Here is a 24,904-nt window from a genome sequence, read left to right on the forward strand (position 1 = left end):
AGAATTTCCTCATTTATTTTTCATTTCAACTTTTTTGACAGAACTGTCAAAAATTTTTATAGTCTTTTTTTGTCAAACGATAACGCTCAAATTCACGAATTTCCCCAGTATATTTATTTGCTGCCTTAAAATGTTCAACACAAGGAAAACCAACTTTTTCAGCTACTTTGATTGAGTTTTTATTTTCCTTATCAATCAATAAATCTAGCCGCTTCAGTCCAAATTCAATAAAAGAAAAATTTGACAGAGTTGTCAAAACTTCCGTCATCAATCCCTGTCCCCAAAATTTCTTATTTAACACATAACCAATCTCCGCAGACAAATTTTTTTCAGAAAATTTCGTAAACTGGACAGAACCTATCATTTTTTTCTCAGATTTTAATTCAATCGCCCATTTTCCTAATGGATTTCTCATAAACTCTTGAACAATCGCAACTTCCACTTCTTCTAACGACAAATGTAGCGGAAAAACAAACTCCAAATTCGTCCAATCTCCCGAATATTCAAACATATCTTGCGCATCATCTAAAGAAAAAGGACGTAGAAATAAACGCGCTGTTTCAATAACATTGAACTCTGCCAACTTCACATATACATTCATAACATCGCTCAGACTTCCTAACACTTTTTCATCTTTAAAAATGAAAATTCATGTGACACACAAAGCACTCCCTCATCCAAACACAAGTGAATAAGCATAAACTAGCTTTTGTTTCATTATATCACAAGTAAAAACAGCTGTCAGCAGTCACAAAAAAATTCACCATAAAAAAACATAAACTCATAACAAAGTTTACGTTTATTTTTTCACCAAATCCTGATAAGCTGTTTTCTCAATTTGAATAAGTCCATCCATCTGCTGATTTGTCAGATAAATATTAGCAGGTTCAGAATTCGCACCTGATGAAACACTATTTCCCAACTTCCCAAGTCGCACATTATCTTTATCAGCGACAATCCTTTGTAAAGTCGCATTATACTTCACTTTTAAAGCTTCATTTACTTTTGCATACTGCAAAATTCCAGCATTAAACTGATTGGCAACCTTAATATAATCCGTATTTGCCTTTTCTGCCAGAGTCAATTTCTCCTGACTCGTCGTATCAGCCTGGAGCGCCTTTACCGCATAATAATAATCATTATAACTATTCACCATCTTTGAACTGAGCGAAGAAAGATTCGTCCACTCATAATCAACCATTTTCCCAACATATTGATTAGGAGAATAAGTTTTATGAACAATCGTAAGTGTTTGATTAGAATTTTGCCCTCGAATCTTAGAAAAACTCTTATTAAAAGCTGAAAGATATTTATTGATATCCACATTATTTGTAGGAAGTGGATTTCCATCCGAAGCTACTGGAAATGGCTTATTATAAGTCGTATTCAAATCTGAAAGTTCCGTCGAAAAAGTAGTAATCAGAGTATTCGTATGACTTAACACTGTATTTCCATTTTCAATCAAAACCGCATTTCCCGTGGTATTTTTATCTTTCTTCCAAAAGCCAGCAAGATTTCCCGAAATTGCCGCAAAAACCCCAAAAAGAAACAATAAACCACTAAATACCGAACCAATTATAACAAACCAACTTTGTGTTCGTTTTCTCTTCTTCTTTTTACTCTTCTTTTCATTTTTCATAAGTATTCTCCTCATATTTCTTTTTGTAACTTATATTATACACTTTTTTTATCTTTTTATGGTAAATGACACAAAAAGAGCACATAAGCTCCATACTTAGTGCTGCTACCGTCAGGTCCTGACACGCTTCGTAAGAAACTTATTGCTCCATTGGTAATTATAACATAACTAATCTCTATTTTTCAACTTCTTGCGCCGATTTCTGAAAAAATCCTGCATTATCTCTGCGCATTCTTTTTCTAAAATCCCACTTTCCACCCGCACACGATGATTTAAACGCTCATCCTGCAAAATCTGATACAAACTGACTGTTCCACCAAACTTCGGATTTGTCGCACCAAAATAAACAGCGGGAATCCGCGCCAGACCAATCGCTCCCGCACACATCACGCAAGGCTCAATCGTCACAAACAAGGCACAATCCAGCAAGCGCCAATTTCCAACCGCTTCATTTGCCATTTCAATCGCACAAATCTCCGCATGATGTATCGCTTGCCCATCAAGTTCTCGCCGATTAAACGCACGCGCGATAATCTGTGGTTTTTCATCAGGTATCCGCTCAAAAAGCCCCGAAGTTGCCTTTCTCTGTGGCACTTGAACAATCACTGCACCAATCGGTACTTCTTCATTCGCTGCCGCTTTTTGCGCTTCGAGCAACGCTTCTCGCATGAAAAATGTTTTTTCTTCTTCCGTAAACTCCATCAAAGTTGCCATTTCTTATGTGCTTCCGCCAAATCAACAGCAACATTTCCCGCTGCTTCCTGCGCTTCTTCGTACAACTTCTTCAAATCACCAAATTGTGGCAAATGCGTTAATACCAACTTTTTCACGCCAGCTTCATGTGCAATATTTCCCGCTTCCACTGAAGACAAATGATTCGGCATTTTTTCCTTATCCTCAAAGAAATACACATCCGCCAATAATAAATCAGCATTTTGACTAAAATCCACAAGCTCAGAAAAATAGCCTGTATCTCCAGTATAAATCAAAACTTGTCCCGTTTTACGCTCCACAATCCGCATCGCATAATTCACTACAGGATGCACTGTTTTTAAAAATGTAATATCAAATGGACCAACTTTCGTGCCATTAACCACATCATAAGCATGTCCCTCAGAAACACCATCAAGTGTCAATTTAGCAAATTCATAAGTATTTTCATCATGCCCATAAATCGGCAAAATCATCCCATCCCAATCCTTACCCCGAGGATAAAGTTGACGATATTGTCGCAACACACCCAAGTCTGCGATATGGTCTTCATGATAATGACTCAAAATCACTGCATCCAAACAAGTCGGCGCCAGTTCATGCTCAAGCTCCGTTACCGCACGACTCCCCGCATCAAGCAATAAATTAAAACCACTTTCACTTTGCAACAAATAACTCGTTGTCCCCTGATCACGCATTGGATAACCACCTAAAACACCAAGAGCTGTTAATTTCATTTTTTCTCCTCACTTTCAATCTTTTAATTTTATTATATCACAAAGCAAAAAATCTACCGAAGTAGATTTTTCAAAAATTTGCTCACAAATAGCGCTCCATGATTACATTTGCCACGCTAGGACGGTTCATTGTGTAAATATGCACGCCATCAACACCATGAGCCAGCAAATCATCAATTTGCTCCAAAGAATACTCCAAGCCTGCCTTACGTAAATCCTCTGGATTATCCTTATATTTATTGATAATCTTAATCAGTTTTGTAGGAATACTTGCCCCAAAGAAAATCAACCTTTCCACATTGGCAGTACTCATGATTGGCATAATTCCGGCAGTTACAGGCGCTGTAATCCGTGCTGTCTTTATAGCTTCATTCAAGCGATAAAAACGTTCATTTTCAAAGAAAAGTTGTGAAACAAAGAAATCCGCTCCTGCATCATATTTTTGTCTCAAATGTTCAATATTTTCAATATCTAAAGGACTGCTCACGTGTCCTTCAGGATAAGTTGCCGCTCCAACAGAAAAACACTCACGTTGCTTGATATCAGTAATTAAATCACGCGCCAAAAGATATTCTCCCTTGATATTAGCATCAAAATCTTTTGGTAAATCTCCCCGTAAAGCCAAGATATTTTCCAAGCCCGCCTGCTCAATATTCTTCAAAATTTTTGCCATATCTTGATGACTGTTTTGAACGGCTGTCAGATGATGAAGAACTTCGATTCCTGTATCTTCTTTGATTTTCTTGGCAATCTCAAGTGTTTTATTTCCAGAATTTCCACGATAAGTCACCGAAATATAATCTGGCTTTTTCGTCAATCCTGAAACAGTATTAAAAATCGTTTTCTCGCCCTGACTTGTCTGTGGTGGAAAAACTTCAAGTGACACAACACTTTTATTTTGTCTATTTTTTTCTTTATAGATATCTGAAATTTTCATGAAAAGTTCCTGTCCTACTTTTCTAGTTTTTTTCTAACATTAGTTGTTGCTTCAATCAAATTTTTAAGACTGGCAACTGTTTCTTCATTCCGTCGTGTTTTCAAGCCACAGTCAGGATTAATCCAAACTTTTTCTAAAGGAATTTTCTTCAAAATACGATGAATGACATTTTCAATTTCTTCAACAGAAGGTACACGTGGGGAATGAATATCATAAACACCTGGTCCAACAGCAGTTTCAAAATGCTCAGCCTGTAAACTATCCAAAATTTCTAATGATGAACGACTTGCTTCAAAAGAAATCACATCCGCATCTAAATCATCAATCGCACGAATGATATCTTCAAACTCTGAATAACACATATGTGTATGAATTTGTGTTGTCGCTTTTACAGCAGAATGAGAAAGTCTAAAAGTAGGAATTGCCCATTCCAAATACTCTGAATACCAATCTGTTTTCCGCAATGGCAATTTTTCACGTAAAGCCGCTTCATCAATCTGAATAATCGGCAATCCCGCTGCTTCTAAATCCAGAACTTCATCACGAATGGCTAACGCAATTTGTGTAGACTGTGTTTGTAAATCTATATCTTCTCGTGGAAATGACCAGTTTAGAATAGTGATTGGGCCCGTTAACATTGCCTTCATTGGTTTTTCAGTCAAACTTCGTGCATAAGCAGAAGTTTCCACCGTGATCGGACGTTCACGACTCACATCAGCAAAGATAATTGGTGGTTTCACGCAACGTGTTCCATATGATTGAACCCAAGCAAAACGTGTGAAAACATAACCTTTTAAGTTTTCCCCGAAATATTCAACCATGTCATTGCGCTCAAACTCACCATGGACTAACACATCAAAACCTAGATTTTCTTGTAATCTGATAACTTCTTGGAAATCTTCTTTTAGATGAGCCCCATAGTCTTCTTTTGAAATCTCGCCTGTTCGATATTTCTTACGGTTCTGGCGCACTTCTGCAGTTTGAGGAAATGAGCCAATCGTTGTAGTCGGTAAAATAGGTAATTTCAAATAGTCCTGTTGAATTTTAAAACGTTCTGCACGAGCTGGTTGACGGATAGTATCTTCTTTTGTCAATGCGTTAATCCGCGTTTTCACCTTTTCATCTACTGAGCGTTTCAAATTCTGATGTATTTTTTGGTTGTCCTTTAATACTGAACTATCTGCAGGATTTTGTAATGTAATCAATTCATCTAAATCTTGTAATTCTTGTAGTTTTTCCTTAGCAAAAGCAAAATTTTCTTTGATGTCGTCTGTCAATTTGTCTTCTTTTTCTAAACTTACAGGGACGTGCAAAAGTGAACAAGAGCTAGAAAGGACGATTTTTGAGACAGATTGCTCAAGCTCAGCGACTTTAGATAATGTTTTTTCGTAATCATTTTTCCAGATATTTTTTCCATTGACAAGACCTGCAAAGAGTACTTTATCCTCTGGAAAACCGAACTTTTTAACTAAGTCAAAAGATTGTTTTCCTTCAATAAAATCAAGACCAAGTCCATCAAAATCAAGTGCAATCAGCTCTTGATAAATATCACGCACATCACCAAAATACGTTTGCAAAAGAACTTTTAAGCTTCCCTTATTTGACAAAATTACACTATAAATCTTTTTAAATAAAGTAATATCTTCTTCGGTCAAATCCTTGACGAGTGCTGGTTCATCAAGTTCTATCCAAGCGACTTTATTTTTTTCTAACGTTTGTAAAATTTTAACATAAACATTTGCAATATCATTGGCAAAATCTTTTGCTTCTTTTGTTTCGTAACTTGCTAACTTCAAGAAAGTGAACGGTCCTACGAGCACAGGTTTTGTACTAATACCTGCTTCTTTTGCTTCCAAGAATTCATCAATAATCTTTGAACCTTTCAAGGCAAAAGTTGTATTATCTTCGATTTCTGGTACAAGATAATGATAATTCGTATTGAACCATTTTTTCATCGGAAGTGCTTTAACATCGCCTGCTTCTCCTTGATAACCTTTTGCTAAGGCAAAATAAGTATCCAAAGCATCAAGCTCCAAATCACGGAAACGCTTGGGAATGACATTTAAAAGAACAGCTGTATCTAAAACAGTGTCATAAAATGAAAAGTCATTTGATGGAATAAAATCTAAGCCTGAGCTTTGTTCTTTTTTCCAATTTTTAAGACGCAAAGTTGCTACATTTTTCAAAAGTTCTTCTTGAGAAATCTTGTTTTTGAAATACGCTTCTGTCCAAAATTTTAATTCTCTTTCTCCACCGATACGTGGATAGCCTATAATAGATGTTGTCATATTTTATTCTCCCCTTTATTTTCTAAAAACTTCTTGTGCAATTGTCACACTCGCCATTGCATCTTTTGCATAATAATCTGCGCCAACAAATTCTTTATATTCTTTGTTTAGAACAGCGCCACCAACCATAAAAATAGTATTCGGTGCAACTTCACGCACAGCCGTTATTGTCTTTTTCATGTTTTGTACAGTTGTTGTCATCAGTGCTGACAAACCGACTAACTCTATTTTTTCTCGTAAAACTGTATCTACAACCTGCTGAATGGGTACATCTTTCCCTAAATCAATAATATCGTATCCATAATTTTCCAAAATCATTTTCACAATATTTTTTCCGATATCGTGAATATCTCCTTCAACAGTACAAAGAAGAATTTTTCCATTAGTTTCGGATTGCTTCCCCTCAGACAACAGACGCATTTTTAACACTTCTTGAGCATTTTTCGTTGCTTCGGCTGATTGCATCAACTGTGGCAAGAAAAGTGTACCTGCTCCAAAAGCATCTCCAACTTCGTTCAGAGCTGGAATAAAATAGCCATCTACAATCTCTAAAGGCATTTTTCCTTCTGCGAGTAGTCGTTTTGTTTCTTGCTCTGTGAGTTCTTTACGTCCTTTGATAATCATTTCTTGCAAGTTGAGCGTTTCATCTGTCGCTGTTATTTTAGCTACTGACTGATTTGATGTTGTGATTTGTGTATTTTGTTCTTTTTCAATAAAATCAATCGCTTGTTTATCTTGATTGCTGAATATTTTCAAGCTACGTACAACGCTCATCATATAGTCTGATTTTGGATTCATGATAGGTGCGCAAAGTCCTGCTCCAAAAGCCTGAGCGAGAAAAGTACCATTCAACAAAGCCCGATTGGGCAAGCCAAAGCTAATGTTTGATAAACCGACAACTGTGCGGATATTTATTTCGCGGAGCATTCGCAAGGTATCCAGTGTGACTTGCACTTGTTCTTGCTGGGCGGAAGCGGTCAAGACAAGCGGGTCAATCATCACTCGTGTTTTGTCAATCCCGTATTTTGCTGCTTCGTTGATGATTTTTTGCGCAATCGCAAAACGTTTTTCAGCTGTATCAGGAATACCGTCCTCGTCTAAACATAGTCCCAAAATCACCGCACCATATTTGGCAACAATCGGCAAGACCGCATCTAAATTTTGCTGTTTGCCATTGACCGAGTTTATTAGTGGCACACCATTATAGATACGTGCGCCAGCTTCAAGGGCTGAAATCTCTGAGCTGTCCAGTTGTAAGGGCAAATCAAGCAGACTTTGCAATTCGGATACGGCTGTTTTCATCATGTCTGCTTCGTCTATCTCAGGTAAGCCAACATTGACATCAAGGATATCTGCGCCAGCATCTCTTTGTGCTACTGCTTCTTTGACAATATAGGCAACATCACGTTGTCGTAGTGCTTCTTTAAGACGAGGTTTACCTGTTGGATTGATACGTTCGCCAATCAGCGTCAATTCGTTGGCTTTGATTTCAATTGTTTTGAGTGCCGACGTGAGAAAGGTTCCTATTTTTACTTGTCGCTCGACAGGTTGCCTCTGGTCAATGAGCTGACGTAATTTTGCTGTGAATGCTGGTGTTGAACCACAACATGAACCAAGAACAGTGACACCAAGTGTCAGTAATTTCTCAGCATAGTCGCTATATTCATCTGCGGTGACTTTATAGACTGTTTCGCCATTTTCCATGACGGGAAGTCCAGCGTTTGCCTGCACCATGACTGGAATTTTTGCAACTTGTGCGATTTTTTCGACGGTGGGTAAGATTTCTTTTGGTCCGAGTGAACAATTTGCACCAACAGCATCGACACCAAGATTTTGCAAAGTCAGCGTTGCTGTTACTGGGTCTGTACCTACAAAGGTTCTTCCGTCTTCTTGAAAGGTCATTGTTGCAAAAATCGGTAAATCAGTATTTTCTTTGATTGCCAAAATGGCGATTTTTGTTTCAAGTAAATCTGCCATCGTTTCGAGAATTATGAGGTCTGCGCCAGCATTTTCAGCGGCGATAGCCTGTATTTTGAAGAGTTCGTAGGCTTCGGTAAACGTCATCGTGCCAAGTGGTTGCAGCATATGTCCAGTCGGTCCCATATCGTAGGCGACGTATTTCGCGCCTGATTTTTGAGCGAGAGTGACGGCTGCATTGATGATTGGTAGGACTTCATCTTCTTTGAGTTTTGCTGCATTTGCCTGAAAAGTATTGGTCGTGATAATATCTGCGCCAGCTGCGACATAATCTTGATGAATGGCAAGAACAATCTCTGGGTGTTCCAGATTGAAATACTCTGGATTTTCGCCGACAGGAAGTCCACGAGCTTGAAGTTGTGTCCCCATCGCGCCGTCAATGAGTAAAATTTTTGATTTTAAATCTTCTAAAATTCCCATTTTTTTTCTCCTTTTGATTATGTAGCTTTGATATTAAAGCGACCATTTTTTGCCATTTCCAATGTTAAATCATCTGCTACTTTTCTTTTTGGTTTGGCTTGCTCTGGATTTTCAAATAATCCAATGATTGCTGTGACTGATTTTCTTGGTATCATGAGATTTGTCGTGGTCAAGGTAATTCCGAGTTCTTTACTGGCATTCATTGTATTTAAAAAATCGCGTTGTGTGGGAACAAGTGGCAAATCGCCATAACCGGGGCTAAATCGACGATTAAGCGTGTAGTCAGGAAAAGTCGCTGCAATTTCTACTTCTGCTAAATCCAAAACTTTTTCGATATATTCGACACAACAGCTGTCTAAAATTCTTGCTTTTGTGAGTTCTGAAACTTCGTAGAGACGAATGACACGCTCAATAGCAATCCCAAGACTGCCAACGAGTAAAACAACACTTTGAGCGTTTTTGAGATGGTGATAAATGTTTTTTCCAGTTAAAATAAGTTCTGTTCCAACGACTTTTACTTCTGTTTTTTCAGGATTTAGTTCTATTGGAAAATTGCGAAAGAGATAAACTGCGTTAGATTTTTCTTGAACTTCTATCATAAGATCATCAATTAACTGAGAAATTTCTGCTGTCAGTTCTTGTTTGTGGCGATATCCGAGGTAGCGTAAAACTTCTGCTTTATCTAAAGGAAGATATTGCATAGCAACTCCTTTTTAGTCTCCGAGATAGAAGACGATTTTATCTTTATTTTTTAGTTTTTCTTGACTGGCACCTTTTGTTGCTAGTTTTCCGTTTATTTTATACATCCAATATTGTTTCTTAACTGGATTTTGCTCTGTTTTGCCAATTTTTGTGATAAATCCGTTTGTTGCTTCTACTTTTTCTTTGGATTTTAGGAGTGTCATGACTGTTTCATTCTTTTTTATTTTTACATTTTCAAATGTTGTTGATTTTTTATTTGAATATTGAACTGTCAATCTGACTGTTGTTGATGTGCTTGGTTTACTTGTTGTTCCTGACTTTTGACAAGCGGCTAAGCCTAAGAGGGCAAGAGCAACTGTTGCAACTGAGAAGACTTTTTTCATGTTTGACTTTCTGTATAGATAAAACCTGCATTCACAAAATCAATGTGAATACAGGAAAATATTTATTTTATCAAAGATTTTATTTCCAAATCTCGTCAGCGATAGATTTGATGTGGCTGAGTTTTTGCCACTCTTCTTCTTCTGTGAGCTGATTACCTTCTTCTGTTGAGGCAAAGCCACATTGGGTGGAAAGGGCGAGATTTTCAAGTGGGACAAGTTCTGCAGCCTCGTTAAGACGCGCTAAAATATCTTCTTTATTTTCAAGTTCTGGATATTTCGATGTGAAAATTCCAAGGACAATGAGGACATCTTGACGATTATTCCAGATGTCTTTTAGTGGCTCAAAGTCGCCAGAGCGTGCATCGTCGTATTCAAGGAAGAATGTGTCGTAGTTGAGTTGTCCGAGGTATTTTGCAATCGGTGCATAACTTCCTTCAAAGAGATAAGTTGATTTGAAATTACCACGACAAATGTGCGTTGAAATGCGCAAGTCTTCTGGAAGATTTTCCAGAGCTTTGTTGATGACATAGACAGCATCTTCTGCAGATTTTTGATGTTTTTCTACTTCTTCTTGGAGGGTTAATTTTGCAATCAAAAATGCCCAAGTGGTATCGTCAAGTTGGATATAACGCGCGCCAAGGTCATAAAAATGGCGGAGTGTGTCATTGTAAGCTTTGGCTAAATCGTCAAGAAAATCTGTCCAATTTTCATAGTATTCGTGCCAGCGGTCGCTCCTGCCATCACGGAAAAACATGGTTGGTGATGGAATAGTGACTTTGGCTTCTTCGCCTGCTGGGAGAACTGTTTTTAAGAACTCGAAATCTGCGAAAAATGGATGTTCTGGATTGAAGGCAATCTTATCTACGAGTTCAATGTTTGTTGAGCGCGTTTTTTCGCCGTGAAATTTATAGGAATCATGCTGGTCATAAGTGCCAACACCGTTGAGTCCCCAGAGGAAGTCGAGATGCCACCATGAGCGGTTAAATTCGCCGTCTGTAATCGCTGGAAGTCCTGCTTGTGTTTCTTTTTTCACAAGGTCTGTGATCGCTGCTTGTTGCACTTTCCTGAGTTCTTCACTCGTGAGTGTTCCAGCATTGTAGGCTGCGCGTGCTTCTTTGAGTGCTGCTGGTCGTAAGTAAGAACCTACGTGGTCAAAATGATAATGTGTGTGTGTCATAAAATCCCCTAAACTAATAATTTCTTGTGATGTTCTTAATTTTAACAAAATATTTTTATCATGGTCTTATTATTTTTCAATGTTGAATTAGTAAAATTAAAAATCCCTTACGGGATTTTCTTAGCCTTCAAATCTGAGGATGATATAGACAATGAGTAAGTCAAGGCTGTTGAGCATCAATGCCCAATTTCCAAAAAGCTTGACGGCAATCGTTGCGAGAAATGCGCCAACAAAGAAACATGGCACGATGAAAAGCATGATTTTTGCATATTCCCAGTATTTTTTTTCTCTAGTGATGAGATACTGAGCGAGATTGACACTGAGGATTTTGAGATTTCCTGTGGTGAAAACGCTAGTATAGCCGTGTCCGTGTGTTTTATTGAATGTATCGAACTGAATTGCCATGAAAAAGCTGAGAATACCTACAAAATAAGCGTTTGGTACCCATGAAAGAACTGTTTCATAGAGGAGGACAAAAATTGTCAATCCAATCAGCTGAAAAAGCATGAGATAAAGCGCGCTGGGCTGCTTTTTCTTTGTCAGGCGATGTGCATAATAAACTTTGAACATGACACCAGCGATAAAAAAGAGAATGGGGACAAAGAAGTCCCAGAAAGCTGCGAAATTGCCCTGAGCGAGCGAAATTCCGGCTTGAATGATATTTCCAGTCTGTGCGCCTGCAAATCTGCCGTCAAAATGAAAGAACGTGAAGCCGTCCATATAACCTGCGCCGAGCGACAATAATATCGCAATCCGCAATTTTTCTTGAACTTGACTGATTCTTTCTTGTAAATGTTGATTTCCCATGTTTCTATTTTATCAAAATTTTTGACAGAATTCCCTAACGATATTGATTTTGCCTGAAAATATTTTTTGACAGTTCTGTCAAAAAATATTTATGATAAAAAAGTCTATCAGCATAAAATTACTGATAAACTTTTTTGACAAAACTGTCAAAAATATATTAGAGCCATTCTTGTTTTAGGACGAAGAAACTTCCACGGACTTCGCCAGCAAGTTTTGATTTTTGACGGGCAAATTTGAATTTTCCTTCAAGTTCGTCAGGAATTCCCATGCCTGCTGATAACTTGATGCCGACTGCACGTTTTGGTTTTTTGCCCTCTGCTGCTGCGATTTTTTCGTATAAAACGTTGATAACCATACCATTTTCATAATAAAATTCAGGCCAATACAAACTGTCACTTTCATACACAGCAACTTCCAAAATTTTTGACGAAAATGTCAAATCTCGTTCTTCTCTGAGTAATTTTTCCAGCCAAGTCACAAGTTCTGCTTTTTCATCGGCTGGGAATGTGACATATTCAAATTTATATTTGTTCCAAAAATAGCGTGCTTCATTGGCACGTAATCCTGCCAGCGCCTCCGCCACAGGAGAGCTTTCTACCCCCACTGTTTCAACTTCTTTGAAATTTACTTTGTAAGCCATTTTTTTATGTCCTTTCACATTTGTTAGAGTTATTATAACAAAAAATAGCCTAAAAAGTTTTTGACAGAACTGTCAAAAAAATATTGTCAAAATTTTTTAGTATTTTCAATTTTTAAGGTATAATAATCATAATAGGGAAAATCTGAATAAGGAGGACAGTCCATGAACGGCTACGAACAGCAATTTACCTGCGTCAAATGTGGCAATCACAACTTTGAACAGGATCAAATCCAATCCACAGGCGGCGATTTTTCAAAACTTTTTAATGTGCAAAATAAAAAGTTTATCACTATTTCTTGTAATCAATGTGGTTACACCGAACTTTACAAAGCCAATACAAATACTGGCATGAACATTCTCGACTTTTTACTTGACAACTAAGCGTTTTCAATTGAAAAATCAACCTAAAGTCTTAGTAAACTATGATAATTTTGCGTTAAAATAAAGTAGGTAATTATTACAAGTTTAGAATTTAGAAAGAAGTTTTTATGCCAGTCTTAGAACTCAAAAACATCCGAAAATCTTATTTTCTCGGAAAAGAAGAATTTCCAGTTTTAAAAGGAATTGACCTTGAATTTGAACGCGGAGATTTCGTCAGCCTTCTTGGCGAATCCGGCGGCGGAAAATCAACCTTGATGAACATTATCGGTGGCTTAGACCGTAAATATGACGGAGATGTCGTCGTTGACGGAGTTGCCCAAAAGTCAAAAAAAGAAAAAGATATGGACGCTTATCGCCGAGATACGATTGGCTTTATCTTCCAGTCTTTCAATCTTGTCAACTACCTCTCCGTCCTTGACAATATCCTCATTTCGCTCAAAATGACAACGCTCAGCGAAAAAGAACGTCAAGCAAGAGCGATTGAACTTACAAAGCAAGTTGGACTTTACGACCATCGCAAGAAAAAGCCAAATCAGCTCTCTGGCGGTCAAAAACAGCGTGTCGCGATTGCCAGAGCTTTAGCAAGTGACCCAGAAATCATCCTCGCCGATGAGCCAACTGGCGCTCTTGACTCACAAAATACCAAAGAAGTCCTTGCTATTTTGCGTGATATTGCTCAATCTGGCAAAACCGTCATAGTTGTTACGCACTCTCAAGAAGTTGCCGATTATGGTACAAGAATCATCCATCTCGCTGATGGACAAATCACAGGAGACGAGCGCATCAAACCTGCCTATCCTGTGGAAGAAAAAGCAAAACCCTTTGCTACAAAAGCACTTTCTTATGTTGATATCATTCGCACAGGCTTCAAACATTTCCTTAACGCTTGGAAAATCAATCTCTTGATTGCCATAGGAACAGCGATTGGACTTTTCTCAGTCATCTTCTTCTTAGGACTTGGAGTTGGTGGAACACACTACATGAACAAAACAATCGATGGAGCTTTCCCAATCAATACAAACGCTCCAGTCGTCGTCAAACGTCCAAGCTCTGTCTCAGCAAAAACACCCGATACACAAGCATTTGGACAAGCGCAACAACAACAAGCGCAAGGGGACACAAGTCTATTGATGAATTCCTCCGATTTAGACAAACTCAAAGGTCTTGATAATGTAACCAAAATCGAAGGAATGTACAATATCAACGTTTTACATGGCAGCGTCACACAAGATGCAAAAAGTACCACCATGCAAAGCCTTGGTTCATGGTCAAATTACAATCTGAAATCAAGCATCAAATCAGGAAAAGTCCCAACAGGTGACAAAATCACTTTAAGTGAAGACCTCGCCAAGAAGTTTAATAGCAATACAAAGGCACTCGTTGGCAAAACAATTGCACTCAGCTTCATCATCATGGGTGAGAATAATGCACCAACAACAATCACTGGTAACTATACTGTTTCAGGTATTGTCAAATCAAGCAGCCAACTCAATGATATTTATTTCACATCATCTGCCCTGAAATCACTTCTTTCATCGCACAATATCTCAACAAATTATCAACTAGCGGTTCTCACAGTCAATCGCGTGTCAAATGTTCAAGACGTCTCAAAAGCAGTACGTAAGATAAAAGTTGACGGTCGTCAATACTTCTCTAGCATGGATATGGGTTCTGTCCTTAGTATGTTTACAAACATTACTTCTATCGTTTCCTATGTCTTAGCTGCGATTGCTGGTGTTGGTCTGGTTGTCTCTATCTTCATGATTATTGTCACAACTTATATGTCCGTTGCTGAACGAACAAAAGAAATCGGGATTATGCGCGCGCTCGGTGGTCGTCGAAAAGATGTTTCTCGTCTCTTTACTACAGAGAGTCTGATTTTAGGAGTTTTCGCCGCGGCAATTGCTCTTGGCTTCTCATTTGCTATGTCAGCCATTGTCAATTCTGTATTATCTAGCTTCTTGGGTGGTGTTGCGATTATCCAAATCACACCAGTTATCATTATCTTTGCGATTTTGATTTCACTCTTGATTGCCTTTCTATCAAGTCTTGCTCCGTCTGCTCGTGCTGCTCGACTCAATACAATCGAAGCACTTGCTGCTGAATAATCACAAAATAAAAAAGCTTCCATTCGGAAGTTTTTTTATTGTTCATTTTTCCAAGTCACAGTCTGCATTTCACCTTTAGCGTATCTCGAAATATTTTCATTTCCTGCCACATAAAAATTCAATGCCGCAGATTTCCAAGGTTCAACACAATTTATCCCAATCCGTGAGCGACTAGCAATCTGTAAAGGATTTTTAGCTTCTACCACTCTCAAATCTGTTAAATTCTGCTTATCAAAGCGCTTATCAAGCCCAAACAAAGCCGTCAATTTCCCTGGTCCATTTGCCAAAATCTCACCAGAAGGTAGTTCTAAAGCACGAATAAGCACCGCTTCTGCCACATTTTCAGCACAGGTCACAAGATTTAGCATCTGATGACCGTAAATCTGATAAACATACCAATGACCATCTGACAAATACATCGCTTCATTGCGTGGCGTACGTCTGCCAGCAAAACTATGACTTGCCATATCTTCTGGAAAAAGATAGGCTTCTGTCTCAACAATCCAACCTAAAGTTTTTCCATTATGTTCAAGTGCCATACCAAGTAGCGCTTTCGCTGTTCCAATCGTATCTGTTGCCATCACTTCAGTAAATTCCATAGTTTCATTGTAACAAAAAAATACAAATAAATACTTTTCTAATGATTTTCAAATCTATTTTTCATTTAAGCTTTCTATGTTAAAATAATAATAAGAAAAACATTAAAACTCTAAAGGAGCTTCAATGCAAGAACTTATTATCCAAACTATGAACCACTTCGGCTATATTGGCGTTGCCTTTTTAATTATGATTGAAAATGTCTTCCCTCCTATTCCCTCCGAAGTCATCTTAACTTTTGGTGGCTTTATGACACTTCATGCTGATTTAGCCGTTTGGGGCGTGATTTTATCTGCTACGATTGGCTCTGTTCTCGGTGCAATCATTCTTTATTTCATCGGACGTCTTTTAAATGTTGAGCGTTTAGAACAACTCATTTCCGGAAAATTAGGCAAGATTTTGCGCTTAAAAAAAGGAGATATTCGCAAGGCTGAGAGTTGGTTTATGAAACATGGCTCACTCACCATCTTCTTCTGTCGTTTCATTCCTCTCATCAGAAGTTTAATTTCACTTCCTGCTGGCAGTGCAAAAATGAGATTTCACACTTTTCTCTTATTAACGACGCTTGGAACTTTGATTTGGAATATTGTACTTGTTCTTCTGGGACGTGCGCTTGGTGATAATTGGCAAACAATCGCTAACGTGATTGACAATTATTCAACTCTAACAGTCATTGTCCTAGCTCTAGTCACTTGCATTGCTCTTGGCATCTTTATAAAAAAACGTTTCTTCGCTCAAAAAAAACAGTCTCTCAACTGATTATATAAAAAAACTTTCTCGAAAGAGAAAGTTTTTTTAGTTTGTTACAACTTGTTCGGCGACATATTTTGCATAAAGTGGGTGTGTTGCGACAAGTTCTGTATGTTTTCCTGCTCCTGTCACTTCGCCATGCTCAATAAAGTATATCTTGTCTGCATCAACAATCGTTGAAAGTCTATGAGCAATGACGAGGGTTGTGCGTCCTTTCATCAGACTATCAAGTGCTTTTTGTACCATTGCTTCTGACTCTGAGTCAAGGCTGGCTGTTGCTTCGTCCAGCATGAGGATTTTTGGATTGCGGAGGAAAGCACGCGCAATCGCTATCCGTTGACGTTGTCCAGCTGAGATTTTCACACCTCGTTCACCAACTTGAGTATTGAGTTTGTCTGGCATATTTTCTACAAAGTTGCGGGCAAAAGCGAGGTCTAAGACGTGCCAGAGTTCATCATCACTAAATTCTCCTTCAAGTCCATAGGTAAGATTATCTCGGATAGTTCCTGCCATGATAGCACTGTCTTGACTGACAAATCCAAGTTGAGAACGCCAACTATCAAGTGAGATATCAGCTATATCTTGTCCATCAATCGTCACTTGTCCAGCCGTTGGACTGTAAAAACGCTCTAGGAGGCTGAAAACTGTTGATTTTCCACCTCCAGAAGGTCCAGCAAAGGCAATGATTGAGTTTGGTTTTGCTTCAAATGACACATTTGTTAGGATAGGCTCCCCCTCATCGTAACTAAAGTTGATATGTTCTGCTTTGAGTGTCTTGCCTTCAACATCTACTGCTGCACCTTGATGCAGTACTTCTTGGTCTTCTTTGAGTAAATCATTGAGTCGCGCAGTTGCACCTGAAGCTTTGGAAAGTTCTGTGAAAAGACTGGCAAGAGTTGGGACAGCGCCAATCAAGTTCATAAGATACATGAGAAAGCTCATCAGAGCACCAATCAACATTGCGCCTGTCGCTACAAGATGAATACCGTAAGCAAGTATTCCAAAAATCATTCCCATCATCAAGAACATCATGATAGGCTGCATAGAGCCGTCAAATATGGCTTCTCTACGTCCGACTTTGTAAAGACTTTCAATATCATTTTCAGCGGAAGCTGTGGCTTGTTTTTCCGCATTTGATGACTTAATCAAGCGAATTTCGCCCAAAACTTCATTGGAAAGTCCTGAGAAATCTGCGAGTGCATCTTGTTTCTTGTGACCAATCTTTGAACCAAACATCATGATAGGTCCCATAACAAGAGCGACAACTGGTACTGCGATAACCATGACAAGGGTCATATGCCAGTTCATACGAATCATCATGTAGATAGAGCCAATAAGTAAAATCAGGCTAGATAGTGACTGAGGGACTGTATTTGCAAGGAGATTTTTAACTTGTGTGGTATCGTTGACCAGATGTGAGCCGATTTCTCCTGTTTTTACTTCATCAAAATAACTGACTTTGAGATGAACGAGTTTATTCCAAACAGTGCTACGCAGACGTTTGACAACATTTTCACCGAAAAATCCGAGGACAGAGGCGCCTGCAGCTCCAAGCAAGGCTGAACCGAGGAAAAGTCCGACAATTAGCGCAATTTGCTTATAATCCACACCTTTAGAAAATCCATTGATAAGTGGCTGTATCATCTTTGGTACTTGAAGCTGAATAAGTGAACCTGCAATTCCAAGTATCAAGCCACCTACAAAGAGCGAGTATTTTGGTTTTGATGTGCGAATGAGTTTGATGAAGCCTTTTGTTGATATTTTTTGTTTGATTGCTTTACCGTTTTTATCACGTGTGACAGCAGCACGTGTTTCCATTGGACGTTCCACGAAACTGTCCTCCTTTTATTTGTTTAATCTTGTTTTTTTAGGACTTAAAATTCGTCCCAGTTGTCTTTTTCTGTTTTGTCGTTTTTACTTGAAGGGTCGTCATTGTTAAAAAATGGTTGTGATTTGAAATCATCTCGTTTTTGGTTGAAATAAGCGCCACGACGTCCGCCTCCAAATCCTCTGGAATCATTTCTTGAATCACGGAAGTTGTTCATGAAGTTATTCCAATGTTCATCAAAGTTTTGATTGTCTGTGCCATCTTTGAAGTTTGCCTTGAAACTGTCTTTGAGATTTCCCATGAGTGTTTTCCAGTCTTCGCCAAATGGCATTTCATCACGCGCACCACGACGTGCTGCATTTGCGCCACGTTTCATCTGTTGCCCCATACGATTCATCTCACGACGATAATCTTGCATTTCACGGCGAAATTGATTGCCGAAAATATGCTGGTCATGTGCATTCATCAATTTCCAGATATTATCATCTCCGAAGAATTTTTTGAGTAAATCTTCGTTGTTGCTAACTTCATTTGCTTTTGACAGTTTTGTCAAAAGTTCTGCGAGTTGTTTTTGTTCTTCTTCTGTGAGGCTGTCAAAAATTGTTTCACTCATATCATCATGAAGTTGACTCCGCGTTTTCTGTGCTTCTCGTCCTTTTTCTGTCAAAAAGACACGGTTGACACGTTTGTCATTTTCATCAGCAATCCGTTCGACAAGTCCTGATTCTTCAAGATTTTTAACTTGTGCTGTGACACTTGATGGCTTGATGTCAAGAAGTTCTGCGATTTCTGCGTTCGTTAATCCGTCTTTTTCCCAAAGTTCAACGAGCAGACCTTGTGCGCCATTTCTGGCATTACGATTTCTCATTTGTTGATTGATTGCATCGGCACGCATGGCAAGCATCACGTTGGGATTGCGGAGTAATTTTGAAAAGAGATGTAAAAGATTGTTTGTTTGTTCTGACATAATAGACTCCTTTTATTTTAAAATATTATCTGCAAAAATGAGATGATAGAACATTTCATTTGGGTGATGCAGGATTTTTGAGAAAAGCGTGACTAGTTTTTTTATTTTATTAATCATATCTACTTTCCTTTCGTTTTTCTTGTTTAATTTAGTTAGTTTTTATTCGTTATCAACTAACAAAATAAATTATAAAACATTTAATTAGTTTTGTCAATAAAAAACTAACTATTTTTTGTAAAATCAGTCAAAAGTATGAAAAAACGCCGAAATTCGACGTTTTTACCATTTATCTTCAGAATAATTCGCATCTGGTGCGCCCATCACTCGCTCGCCTTTTTGAAGTAAATCAATACTTTCTATATCAGCTGCTGTGAGTTGCCAATCAAATATATCAATGTTTTCTCGCTGTCGCTGCGCATTTGTTGATTTTGGAATTGTTGCAACTCCATTTTGATACTGCCAACGTAAGATAATCTGCGCAATTGTTTTATTGTATTTCTGAGCTAATTTTTCAAGAGTTGGGTCATTAAGTTCTGCTCCTTTATGTCCCAGCGGACTCCAAGCTTGGTGCTGAATGCCCAATTTTTTCAGATAAGCATGAGTGACATGATTTGAAAAATAAGGATGTGTTTCCAACTGGTCAACAGCTGGAACAATTTTTGCTTTTGTGAGCAGTCTGTCCAGATGATTTGCCTCAAAGTTAGAAACGCCGATAGCACGCACCAGCCCTTCATCATAGAGATGTTCGAGCGCTTTCCAAGTTTCAAAGAATGTTTTTTCTTTCGGCCAATGAATAAGATAAAGGTCAAGATAATCCGTTTGTAATTCTTTGAGTGTTTTTTCAAAGGCAGATAATGTCTCTTTATAACCTTGTTCGTACTGCGCAACCTTACTTGTGAGCCAGTAATCTTCACGTTTACAGTCCAAACTTTTTAGCCATTTTCCCAGAGCAATCTGATTACCGTAACTCGAAGCTGTATCGTACAGACGATATCCTGCCTGCCAAGCATGGGTGTAGGTTTCATTAAAATCCACAACGTCCGTTTCAAGTACTGCACCAAAACCGAGCATCGGCATTTCACTTCCATTATTAAGTCGTGTTAAATTTTTACCATCATTTTTTGTCATCTGAACTCCTTTTTTTCATGATAGCATTTTGACAGAAAAATTTTCTTGCAAAATTTGCTTTAATTTCTTGTAATTTCTGCTTTTTATTTTTTGACAGTTCTGTCAGTTAATTTTTGACAAAAAAATATTTTTGACAGAACTGTCAAAAATATTTTATAAGCCTTGGTCAAGTTGATAGAGACGTTTAAAGTCTGGATTGTTGTCAAGAAGTTCTGACGGACTTCCATCAATTTTGACAGCACCATTTTCCAGAAAAACAACTCTATCCATCCGTGAAATTCCCAATAAATGATGTGTGATGAAAAGAATTGTCTTGTCATTCAGTCGCTCAAAGAAAAGTTTGAGGAGCTGATTTTCCGTAATCGGGTCGAGCGATACTGTCGGCTCATCCAAAATAACCGTCTGCACATCAGACAATAAAATCCGCGCAAGAGCCAGTCGTTGACGTTCACCACCAGAAAAACGAAGTCCTGCTTCATCCACCCATTCATCAAGCTGATTTGGCAAACTTTCAATCATCGTCTTCAATCCAACCAATTCAAGTGCTGACCAGATTTCCTCATCTGTCGCTTCCAGATTTCCCAGAGTTACATTAGAACGTACACTTGTATTGAAAATATACGGACTTTGGCTGATAACACCAATTTTATGTTCAACATTGTTCGCTTTTTGTACTTCCACATCGCCAAATTTAATCGTCCCACCTAAAGGCTGCAAATCTCCTCTGACAAGGCTGGCAAGTGTTGATTTACCAACACCAGAACGTCCAAGAATAGCCAAATGTTCCCCAGCTTTTACTGACAAATTAAATTTATCAAAAATAACAGTTTTGTCAGAAAATCCGAATGTTAAATTTTTTATGACAAGATTGTCAGAAACAATTTTCTCTGTTCGCAGTTCATCATTTCCCTCAGGTAATTCATTCAAACGCTCAACAGAATCCCCGTAACGTTGCGTCTCAACAATCGCATCAGATAACGGAGAATAAGCATCAAATAAAGGAAAAATCATCAACACAACAGCCGCAATATAATTCGGCGCATCTCCAGTTTTCAAAGCACTTGATGACCAGAAAATCAAGAACACAACCAACAAAGCAAAAATAAGCTGTAAAACCAAGCCACGTTTGCGCGCCACACTAAATAAATGCTTTTGCTCCCCGCGCGTATTTTCCTCAGCTTGACGGTAAGATTTCAAGAAATCTCCCTTTCTCCCAGATAAAATCCAATCCTGCAAGCCCAAAATATCATCAGTCAAATCTGAAAAAAGTTGATTACGATACTTCTTCAATCTCTCATCAGAACGCACAGAAACTTTATAAGAAACAAAAGGCACAACAATCACCAATACAGCCAAGAAAAATGCTAAGCCCAAAGCAAAAGTAAGTGAAAAGACACCTGCAGTAATTACCAAAGCAACTGATAAAGCACCTGCAATCAGTACAGGGAAAATAGTCCGCAAATACAAATCTTGCAAATTTCCAATATCTTCATTCAAAATACCCAGTAAATCCCCAAGTTTAATTCGCTCAGACAGTGCGACCGCATTTTTTTCCAAACGCAAATAAAGTTTTTTACGCAGTTCACTCGTAATCTTCAAAATCCAATTATGCGATGTCAAGCGTTCAATATAGCGCAAAGTCGGACGACTAATCCCAAAAATACGAATAAAAAGCACAGGAACATAAATCATCAAGATATTCTCAGGTTTTGTCGCTGATTTTGAAATAACATATCCAGCCGAAAACATCAGCAAACCTGCACAGAGCATCGTCAACGTTCCCAAGAAAATTGCAAAAACCAAACCTCTAAAATATTTTTTCAAAAATGGCGTAATCCAATTATTTTTGAATAAAACTTCTCTAATTTTCATCCACGCATCTCCTTGATTAATTGCTGATAATAAGAATTTTCCGCCAACAACTGCTCATGCGAACCAATCCCTTCAACTTTTCCTTCATTCAGCACAATTACCACATCCATTTGTGGCAACCAGTGCAAACGATGAGTAGCCAGAAATACTAACTTATTTTCCAACAAGGGTAAAATATTTTCCTTAATTTCCAACTCTGTTTCAATATCCAAATGAGCCGTCGGCTCATCCAACAGCAAAATATTCCGTGTGTTAGACAAGAAAGCCCGCGCCAGCGCTACACGTTGCATTTGCCCACCTGACAGCGTTCTGCCAGATGCACCAATCTTGGACGACAAGCCGATTGTATTCACTAATTCTGACAATCCCGCCAAATCTGCTGCTTGCAAAATTTCATCATCCGTCGCTTCTGGCGCATAAAATGCCAGATTTTCCCGCAGAGTTCCAGCAAAAATATAAGTATTTTGTGGAATAAATGACAAAGATTTTCGCCAATTTTCATCAGTCAATGATGAGAATTTTTTATCAACATTGATTTGAAATTCTCCAGCAGTTGGCATCAAGAAGCCAGATAACATAGACAAAAGTGTTGATTTTCCTGAACCAGAAGCCCCGACAATCGCAACTTTTTGAAAACCAGAAATCTCAGCCGTCACATCTTGCACACCGCGTCCTGTCTCATAAATCTTCGTCACATTTTGCAAAGTCAATGTTGAACTCTGCATCCATTGAACTGAATTTTCCAAATTTTCTTGCACCTGTTCATCAGCTGATAAAATATCATTGACTGATTTCAAAGCATTTTTTCCATTCAAAGTTGCATGATAATCACTGGCAAATTCACGTAAAGGCAAGAAATACTCAGGTGCTAAAATCAAAACAGCCAAAGCAGGAAAAAGCAAAATGTGTCCATCCATTAACTTCAAACCAAGAAACAAAGCAACTGTTGCCACCGACAATGTTGCAAAAAAGTCCAAGGCAAAAGTGGACAACATCGCCATTCGCAAAGTACTCATCGTTGCTTTACGAAAACGCTCAGAAGTCCGATAAATAGAATTAGCATAACTTTTTGACAAGCCAAAGTATTTCAAAGTAGAGATGCCACGAAGCGAATCCAAAAAGTGATTGGAAAGCAACATATAACTTCGATACTGCCGACTTGCCCGTCCTTGCGCCGCATAACCCAACAAAATCATAAATATAATCGCAAAAGGAAAAGCGACAACCAACACAATCGAACTTTCCCAATCCAAAACAATGATTGCAACCAGTAAAAGAACAGGAACAATCATCATATTTAAAACTTTGGAAAGTACTAACTTAATATAACTTTCCACTTGTTCAATCCCAGCAATAGTGGTTGCTGTCAATGAACCTGAACCCATATCTGCCGCCAAAGTTGGTCCAAGTTTGAATATTTTATCTAAAAGTTCTTCACGCAAATTCATAGAGAGCTTATAAGCCAATCCATCTAAAAACTTCTGACGTATAAAACTCACACCCTCACGTGCCAAAAAACAAATAAAAAATCCTAAAATCAATGGTAGAGTAGCTTTAAATCCTTGTCCCTGCCAAAGTTGTGTAATTGCACCAGATAAGAAAAGTGCCTGTCCCAAAATGACAACTGCTTGCAAAATAGCAAGCCCAGCCAAAATAGGAAAAACTTTTCGTACTCCTGGCAAGGCAAAAAGAGCCTTATCAATCATTTTCTTCCTCTTTTCACATTTTTCTCTTACTTTATTCTATTATAAAAAGTCATTACTTTCCATTATACAAAAATACCAGCTTAAATTTCTAAACTTTGTTTTGAATAATAAATCATGTGAGAGCATTCTCACATGATTTGCTTATTCTTCGATTATTTTGCAATACGTTTTCTAAAGATAAAGTAAGTCCAACTGATATAGACAAGAACAAAAGGTAGGATACAGAGTGCCACAATCGACATCACAGTTAATGTATAATGTGTTGAAGAAGCATTCTTTATCAAAATATCATGTGCTGAATTTGTCGCAATCATTACACGTGGGAAAATTCCTTGGAAAAGCAAGGCAACCAAAGCAATAAATGTCAATCCAGAACTAATAAATGCTAACAATTCTTTTTTCTTAATCACAGCAAGATGTGCTAAAACAGATAAAGCAACAATCACAAGCAAGAGTAACAAAGTTCCAACTGCGTGCTTATGCAAGAAATCTGTAAAAATCAAAAGCAAGATAGCAAAGACAACTTCACCTGCATAAAGAATCGGATAAAGTACTTTTTCAAACTGATTGGCACGACTACGCAAAGGACCTTCAACTTTCAGTTGAATATAGTTAAGACCGTGCAACCAGCACAAAAGCGTCACCGCAACACCACCAACAACCGACAAAAGATTGACATAGTTGAAGAAATTAGCTGAGATATTTCCCTGTGCATCCATAGGCATTCCTTGAATAAAACTTGTAAACATCAACCCAAGTAAGAAAGGTACACACAGAGAACTGACTCCTAAAGCTTTTGTCCAGATTTTTTTCTGTTTTTCATTAACGGCACGATGACGAAATTCAAAAGAAACACCACGAATAATCAAACCAACCAAAATCAGAAACAGCACAAGATAATAACCGCTAAAGAGTGAGGCATACCAATAAGGAAAGCTTGCAAACATAGCACCACCAGCAGTTAAAAGCCAAACTTCATTTCCATCCCAAAAAGGTCCAATGGCTGCGATACTCTGGTCAATTTCACGTTCATCCTTTGCTACAAAGAGACTTGAAATCCCGACACCATAGTCAAATCCTTCTAAGAAGAAATAACCGCTAAACAATACACCAATGATGATAAACCAAAATAATTGTAATCCACTTATA

22 protein-coding genes and 1 other RNA gene are annotated in these 24,904 nt (G+C 38.2%); 3 read left to right on the plus strand and 20 right to left on the minus strand.

Annotated features, from left to right (window positions below; translation table 11 throughout):
* Positions 1-46 precede the first annotated feature (46 nt).
* The 13 genes from KJS36_RS03240 to KJS36_RS03300 all read right to left on the minus strand — a co-directional run bounded on the left by KJS36_RS03240 (position 47) and on the right by KJS36_RS03300 (position 12,418).
* Positions 47-601, minus strand: a complete 555-nt coding sequence (locus KJS36_RS03240) for a GNAT family N-acetyltransferase (RefSeq protein ID WP_213534286.1) — start codon at positions 599-601, stop codon at positions 47-49.
* A 198-nt stretch (positions 602-799) separates the two neighbouring features.
* The gene (locus KJS36_RS03245; RefSeq protein ID WP_213534288.1) at positions 800-1,639 is read right to left on the minus strand and encodes a hypothetical protein; all 840 of its coding nucleotides are present in this window, start codon (positions 1,637-1,639) and stop codon (positions 800-802) included.
* A 63-nt stretch (positions 1,640-1,702) separates the two neighbouring features.
* Positions 1,703-1,798: signal recognition particle sRNA small type (ffs, locus tag KJS36_RS03250), an RNA gene on the minus strand.
* A 9-nt stretch (positions 1,799-1,807) separates the two neighbouring features.
* Positions 1,808-2,341: a nucleoside deaminase gene (locus tag KJS36_RS03255; RefSeq protein WP_213534702.1), complete on the minus strand. Its 534-nt coding sequence runs from the start codon at positions 2,339-2,341 to the stop codon at positions 1,808-1,810.
* On the minus strand, positions 2,341-3,087 hold the full coding sequence (locus tag KJS36_RS03260; protein ID WP_213534291.1) for an MBL fold metallo-hydrolase: 747 nt from the start codon (positions 3,085-3,087) through the stop codon (positions 2,341-2,343). Before KJS36_RS03260 ends, KJS36_RS03255 begins: the two co-directional genes overlap by 1 nt.
* 82 nt (positions 3,088-3,169) lie before the next feature.
* Positions 3,170-4,024, minus strand: coding sequence for a methylenetetrahydrofolate reductase (locus tag KJS36_RS03265; RefSeq protein ID WP_213534293.1), 855 nt, complete (start codon positions 4,022-4,024; stop codon positions 3,170-3,172).
* A gap of 14 nt (positions 4,025-4,038) precedes the next feature.
* Positions 4,039-6,312, minus strand: a complete 2,274-nt coding sequence (gene metE, locus KJS36_RS03270; RefSeq protein ID WP_213534295.1) for a 5-methyltetrahydropteroyltriglutamate--homocysteine S-methyltransferase — start codon at positions 6,310-6,312, stop codon at positions 4,039-4,041.
* 15 nt (positions 6,313-6,327) lie between these two features.
* Positions 6,328-8,709 carry a homocysteine S-methyltransferase family protein gene (locus tag KJS36_RS03275; RefSeq protein ID WP_213534298.1) on the minus strand — a complete coding sequence of 794 codons (2,382 nt, stop codon included), beginning with the start codon at positions 8,707-8,709 and terminating at the stop codon, positions 6,328-6,330.
* Positions 8,710-8,726: 17 nt separating this feature from the next.
* Positions 8,727-9,410 carry a vitamin B12 dependent-methionine synthase activation domain-containing protein gene (locus KJS36_RS03280; RefSeq protein ID WP_213534300.1) on the minus strand — a complete coding sequence of 228 codons (684 nt, stop codon included), beginning with the start codon at positions 9,408-9,410 and terminating at the stop codon, positions 8,727-8,729.
* 12 nt (positions 9,411-9,422) lie between these two features.
* Entirely contained in the window at positions 9,423-9,794 is a 372-nt protein-coding gene (locus KJS36_RS03285) for a DUF4430 domain-containing protein (protein ID WP_213534302.1), read from the minus strand.
* A 79-nt stretch (positions 9,795-9,873) separates the two neighbouring features.
* Positions 9,874-10,971 (minus strand): vitamin B12 independent methionine synthase, encoded by a 1,098-nt coding sequence (locus tag KJS36_RS03290; protein WP_213534305.1) that lies wholly within the window; start codon positions 10,969-10,971, stop codon positions 9,874-9,876.
* Positions 10,972-11,091: 120 nt separating this feature from the next.
* Positions 11,092-11,778 (minus strand): YoaK family protein, encoded by a 687-nt coding sequence (locus KJS36_RS03295; RefSeq protein WP_213534307.1) that lies wholly within the window; start codon positions 11,776-11,778, stop codon positions 11,092-11,094.
* A gap of 157 nt (positions 11,779-11,935) precedes the next feature.
* Positions 11,936-12,418 carry a DUF8821 family protein gene (locus KJS36_RS03300; protein ID WP_213534309.1) on the minus strand — a complete coding sequence of 161 codons (483 nt, stop codon included), beginning with the start codon at positions 12,416-12,418 and terminating at the stop codon, positions 11,936-11,938.
* 162 nt (positions 12,419-12,580) lie between these two features.
* Between KJS36_RS03300 and KJS36_RS03305 the strand changes: the two genes are divergently transcribed.
* Together KJS36_RS03305 and KJS36_RS03310 are read left to right on the plus strand one after the other, a co-directional pair.
* Complete coding sequence (locus tag KJS36_RS03305) at positions 12,581-12,799, plus strand: zinc ribbon domain-containing protein (protein WP_213534311.1); 219 nt, start codon at positions 12,581-12,583, stop codon at positions 12,797-12,799.
* Between the two features lie 107 nt (positions 12,800-12,906).
* Entirely contained in the window at positions 12,907-14,907 is a 2,001-nt protein-coding gene (locus KJS36_RS03310) for an ABC transporter ATP-binding protein/permease (RefSeq protein ID WP_213534313.1), read from the plus strand.
* A gap of 35 nt (positions 14,908-14,942) precedes the next feature.
* Here the strand turns inward: KJS36_RS03310 and KJS36_RS03315 are convergent, their stop codons facing one another.
* Positions 14,943-15,506, minus strand: coding sequence for a DNA-3-methyladenine glycosylase (locus KJS36_RS03315; RefSeq protein ID WP_244842607.1), 564 nt, complete (start codon positions 15,504-15,506; stop codon positions 14,943-14,945).
* 124 nt (positions 15,507-15,630) lie between these two features.
* On the opposite strand from KJS36_RS03315, the gene KJS36_RS03320 reads away from it, so the two are divergent.
* A complete protein-coding gene (locus KJS36_RS03320) occupies positions 15,631-16,263 on the plus strand; it encodes a DedA family protein (RefSeq protein WP_213534316.1) in 633 nt (210 codons plus the stop codon).
* Between the two features lie 36 nt (positions 16,264-16,299).
* On the opposite strand, the gene KJS36_RS03325 is transcribed toward KJS36_RS03320, so the two are convergent.
* From KJS36_RS03325 to cydB, 6 genes are all read right to left on the minus strand, one after another.
* Complete coding sequence (locus tag KJS36_RS03325; protein WP_213534706.1) at positions 16,300-18,072, minus strand: ABC transporter ATP-binding protein; 1,773 nt, start codon at positions 18,070-18,072, stop codon at positions 16,300-16,302.
* Positions 18,073-18,128: 56 nt separating this feature from the next.
* On the minus strand, positions 18,129-19,049 hold the full coding sequence (locus KJS36_RS03330) for a MarR family winged helix-turn-helix transcriptional regulator (RefSeq protein WP_213534318.1): 921 nt from the start codon (positions 19,047-19,049) through the stop codon (positions 18,129-18,131).
* A gap of 279 nt (positions 19,050-19,328) precedes the next feature.
* Positions 19,329-20,177 (minus strand): aldo/keto reductase, encoded by an 849-nt coding sequence (locus KJS36_RS03335; protein ID WP_213534320.1) that lies wholly within the window; start codon positions 20,175-20,177, stop codon positions 19,329-19,331.
* Between the two features lie 153 nt (positions 20,178-20,330).
* A complete protein-coding gene (gene cydC / locus KJS36_RS03340; protein ID WP_213534322.1) occupies positions 20,331-22,049 on the minus strand; it encodes a thiol reductant ABC exporter subunit CydC in 1,719 nt (572 codons plus the stop codon).
* On the minus strand, positions 22,046-23,755 hold the full coding sequence (gene cydD / locus KJS36_RS03345) for a thiol reductant ABC exporter subunit CydD (protein WP_213534325.1): 1,710 nt from the start codon (positions 23,753-23,755) through the stop codon (positions 22,046-22,048). The genes cydC and cydD overlap by 4 nt, the downstream gene beginning before the upstream one ends.
* Positions 23,756-23,907: 152 nt before the next feature.
* Positions 23,908-24,903, minus strand: coding sequence for a cytochrome d ubiquinol oxidase subunit II (cydB, locus tag KJS36_RS03350; RefSeq protein WP_213534708.1), 996 nt, complete (start codon positions 24,901-24,903; stop codon positions 23,908-23,910).
* Between the last annotated feature and the right edge of the window lies 1 nt (position 24,904).

The organism is Lactococcus nasutitermitis, assembly GCF_018403765.1.
GTDB classification, from domain to species: Bacteria; Bacillota; Bacilli; order Lactobacillales; family Streptococcaceae; genus Lactococcus; species Lactococcus nasutitermitis.

Excerpts from the sequence above, each read along its gene's own strand:
- KJS36_RS03335 (WP_213534320.1), bottom strand. The coding sequence starts at position 20,177 with ATGACAAAAAATGATGGTAAAAATTTAACACGACTTAATAATGGAAGT.
- KJS36_RS03280 (WP_213534300.1), bottom strand. The coding sequence starts at position 9,410 with ATGCAATATCTTCCTTTAGATAAAGCAGAAGTTTTACGCTACCTCGGA.
- KJS36_RS03325 (WP_213534706.1), bottom strand. The coding sequence starts at position 18,072 with ATGGAAACACGTGCTGCTGTCACACGTGATAAAAACGGTAAAGCAATC.
- KJS36_RS03265 (WP_213534293.1), bottom strand. The coding sequence starts at position 4,024 with ATGAAAATTTCAGATATCTATAAAGAAAAAAATAGACAAAATAAAAGT.
- cydC (WP_213534322.1), bottom strand. The coding sequence starts at position 22,049 with ATGAAAATTAGAGAAGTTTTATTCAAAAATAATTGGATTACGCCATTT.
- KJS36_RS03285 (WP_213534302.1), bottom strand. The coding sequence starts at position 9,794 with ATGAAAAAAGTCTTCTCAGTTGCAACAGTTGCTCTTGCCCTCTTAGGC.
- KJS36_RS03295 (WP_213534307.1), bottom strand. The coding sequence starts at position 11,778 with ATGGGAAATCAACATTTACAAGAAAGAATCAGTCAAGTTCAAGAAAAA.
- KJS36_RS03315 (WP_244842607.1), bottom strand. The coding sequence starts at position 15,506 with ATGGAATTTACTGAAGTGATGGCAACAGATACGATTGGAACAGCGAAA.
- cydD (WP_213534325.1), bottom strand. The coding sequence starts at position 23,755 with ATGATTGATAAGGCTCTTTTTGCCTTGCCAGGAGTACGAAAAGTTTTT.
- KJS36_RS03275 (WP_213534298.1), bottom strand. The coding sequence starts at position 8,709 with ATGGGAATTTTAGAAGATTTAAAATCAAAAATTTTACTCATTGACGGC.
- KJS36_RS03260 (WP_213534291.1), bottom strand. The coding sequence starts at position 3,087 with ATGAAATTAACAGCTCTTGGTGTTTTAGGTGGTTATCCAATGCGTGAT.
- KJS36_RS03240 (WP_213534286.1), bottom strand. The coding sequence starts at position 601 with ATGAATGTATATGTGAAGTTGGCAGAGTTCAATGTTATTGAAACAGCG.
- KJS36_RS03310 (WP_213534313.1), top strand. The coding sequence starts at position 12,907 with ATGCCAGTCTTAGAACTCAAAAACATCCGAAAATCTTATTTTCTCGGA.
- metE (WP_213534295.1), bottom strand. The coding sequence starts at position 6,312 with ATGACAACATCTATTATAGGCTATCCACGTATCGGTGGAGAAAGAGAA.
- KJS36_RS03330 (WP_213534318.1), bottom strand. The coding sequence starts at position 19,049 with ATGTCAGAACAAACAAACAATCTTTTACATCTCTTTTCAAAATTACTC.
- KJS36_RS03255 (WP_213534702.1), bottom strand. The coding sequence starts at position 2,341 with ATGGAGTTTACGGAAGAAGAAAAAACATTTTTCATGCGAGAAGCGTTG.
- KJS36_RS03290 (WP_213534305.1), bottom strand. The coding sequence starts at position 10,971 with ATGACACACACACATTATCATTTTGACCACGTAGGTTCTTACTTACGA.
- KJS36_RS03320 (WP_213534316.1), top strand. The coding sequence starts at position 15,631 with ATGCAAGAACTTATTATCCAAACTATGAACCACTTCGGCTATATTGGC.
- KJS36_RS03245 (WP_213534288.1), bottom strand. The coding sequence starts at position 1,639 with ATGAAAAATGAAAAGAAGAGTAAAAAGAAGAAGAGAAAACGAACACAA.
- KJS36_RS03305 (WP_213534311.1), top strand. The coding sequence starts at position 12,581 with ATGAACGGCTACGAACAGCAATTTACCTGCGTCAAATGTGGCAATCAC.
- KJS36_RS03300 (WP_213534309.1), bottom strand. The coding sequence starts at position 12,418 with ATGGCTTACAAAGTAAATTTCAAAGAAGTTGAAACAGTGGGGGTAGAA.